Annotated in this window: 3 protein-coding genes and 1 pseudogene; 3 read left to right on the forward strand and 1 reads right to left on the reverse strand. The window is 70.1% G+C overall.

The genetic code is table 11. The features are described from left to right. Positions 1–500: pseudogene (locus WA805_RS25040) on the reverse strand (2,3,4,5-tetrahydropyridine-2,6-dicarboxylate N-succinyltransferase); the annotation flags it as partial. Between the two features lie 134 nt (positions 501–634). On the opposite strand from WA805_RS25040, the gene WA805_RS25045 reads away from it, so the two are divergent. The 3 genes from WA805_RS25045 to WA805_RS25055 all read left to right on the forward strand — a co-directional run. Beyond that, positions 635–1,477, forward strand: a complete 843-nt coding sequence (locus WA805_RS25045) for a hypothetical protein (protein ID WP_425243559.1) — start codon at positions 635–637, stop codon at positions 1,475–1,477. Between the two features lie 88 nt (positions 1,478–1,565). Then, on the forward strand, positions 1,566–1,892 hold the full coding sequence (gene fdxA / locus WA805_RS25050; RefSeq protein ID WP_422278472.1) for a ferredoxin: 327 nt from the start codon (positions 1,566–1,568) through the stop codon (positions 1,890–1,892). Further along, positions 1,889–2,311, forward strand: a 423-nt coding sequence (locus WA805_RS25055) for an aminotransferase class I/II-fold pyridoxal phosphate-dependent enzyme (protein WP_425243560.1), incomplete at its 3' end; no start/stop codon positions are given. The genes fdxA and WA805_RS25055, both read left to right, overlap by 4 nt.

Below are 2,311 nucleotides of genomic sequence, written 5' to 3' on the forward strand. Positions count from 1 at the left end.
GGCTCGAGCACGCCGCCGATCCCCACCCCGCCGGACAGGTGCACGTTCTTCCCGATCTGCGCGCCGGAGCCGACCGTCGCCCAGGTGTCCACCATCGTGCCGGAGTCCACGTACGCGCCGATGTTCACGAACGAGGGCATCAGCACGGCGCCAGGGGCGATGTACGAGCCCCAGCGGGCGATCGCGCCCGGCACGACCCGCACGCCGTCGAGCCGCGTCTTCAGCGGCATCCGGTCGTGATGCCGGAAGTCGCCGACCTGTGACTGTGTCATCGGCAGCAGCCGGAACGCCAGCAGGATCGCGTGTTTCGCGCGCTCGTCGACGACGACCTCACCGGTCGCCGGGTCCACGAACGCCACCCTGGCGTTCCCCGCGTCGATCTCGTCCACGGCCGCCACGACCTCGGCGCGCGCGGCGGTGTCCTCCGGGCTCAGCCCGGAGCGCCGCTCCCACAGGTCGTCAATGACCGCAGGCAGCGGTGATTTCATGGACTGGCTCATGGCGAGCGAGCCTACCGCCAGCGAAAGCGGCCACGGGCAGGTACCGTCGCAGTGTGACCACGAGGTCCCCGAGACGCGCCGTGCCGAAGGCTTACCGCCGGCGTTCGTGGCGCCGCCCACTGACGGTACTCACCGTGATCGCGGTGTTGCTTGCCGTCGGCGGGTTCGCGGCCTACAAGGCTTACCAGCACTACGTCGTGCAGCTGCTCACCGTGCCCGGCTGCCAGGCCGGAACGGGGAACAACGCGATACCGCTCGACTTCGGGCAGGCCGCGGACGCGGCGACCATCGCCGGCGTCGCCGTCCGCCAGGGCCTGCCGCGGCAGGCGCTGGCCATCGCCTACGCCACGGCGCTCCAGGAGGCCAAGCTGGAGAACCCGAGCAACGGCGACCTTGACTCGGTCGGCATCTTCCAGCAGCGCCCGTCGGAAGGCTGGGGCAGCGCCACCCAGCTCCAGGACCCCGCCTACGCGGCGACCGCGTTCTTCAACGCCCTCGTCAAGGTGCCCAACTACACCACGCTCCCGGTCTACCAGGCCGCCCAGGACGTCCAGCGCAGCGCCGACGGGTACGCGTACGAGCAGTACGCGCAGACCGGCGCCGCGCTCGGGGCCTACTTCACCGCGACGCCGCACGCGGTCACCTGCTGGTACAACCCGGCCACGCAGGCGTCCGATCTCGGGGTAAGCGCCAAGCTGGACCTGAAGGCGGCCGGCAGCGGCCTGACCGACGCGTTCGGCCAGCCGGGAGCCGACCAGGCGGTGCGGGCGATCAGCACCGCCCGCACCGGGGCGTCCGGCACGTTCAAAGTCGCGGCGGGCAGCGGCTGGGCGGTGGCAAACTGGCTCGTCGCCAATGCCGGCGACTACGGAATCACCCAGGTGCGCTACTCCGGGTACCAGTGGACGGCCGGGCTGACGGAAACCAGCTGGCAGTCCGACTCCACCGCCGGGGCCGGGAGTATTGTCGCCAGCTAACAGGGCAAACCACCATACTGTGAGGTAGCGACGCTGGCCGGCGGTCCCGGCCAGCGGACCGAGTAAGGAAAGTTGAAGAGGAGCTTACGTGACCTACGTCATCGCGCTGCCGTGCGTCGATCTTCTTGACAAGGCGTGCATCGAAGAGTGCCCGGTGGACTGCATCTACGAGGGCGAGCGCATGCTCTACATCCACCCGGACGAGTGCGTGGACTGTGGCGCCTGCGAGCCTGTCTGCCCCGTTGAGGCGATCTACTACGAGGACGACGTGCCTGAGCAGTGGAAGGACTACTACAAGGTTAACGTCGACTTCTTCGAGGAACTTGGCTCCCCTGGCGGTGCGTCCAAGACCGGCAAGATCGGGAAGGATCACCCGCTGGTCGCGGCGCTGCCGCCGCAGGCCGCCGAAGAGTGACCCTCGCCGCACGACTGCCTGAGTACCCCTGGGACGAGCTGGCGCCGCTGCGGGAAAAGGCCCGCGCGTTCCCTGGAGGCGCGGTTGACCTGTCGATCGGGACGCCGGTCGACCCGGTGCCGCCCCTCATCCAGGACGCGCTCGCGGCGGCGGCCAACGCGCCCGGCTACCCGCTGACCGCGGGGACTGCCGAGCTTCGCTCGGCTGCCGCCGGGTGGCTCGAGCGCTGTCACGACGTGCGGGTGGACCCGGCATCGGTGCTCCCGGTGATCGGGACAAAGGAGTTCATCGCCTGGCTCCCCGTGATGCTGGGGCTCGGTCCCGATGACACGGTGATCTACCCGGCCCTGGCGTACCCGACGTACGACATCGGCGCGCGCCTCGCCGGCGCCCGGTCCGTGCCCAGCGACGTGCTCGAC

The sequence above is a fragment of the Trebonia sp. genome (assembly GCF_049794275.1).
Classification (GTDB): Bacteria; Actinomycetota; Actinomycetes; order Streptosporangiales; family Streptosporangiaceae; genus Trebonia.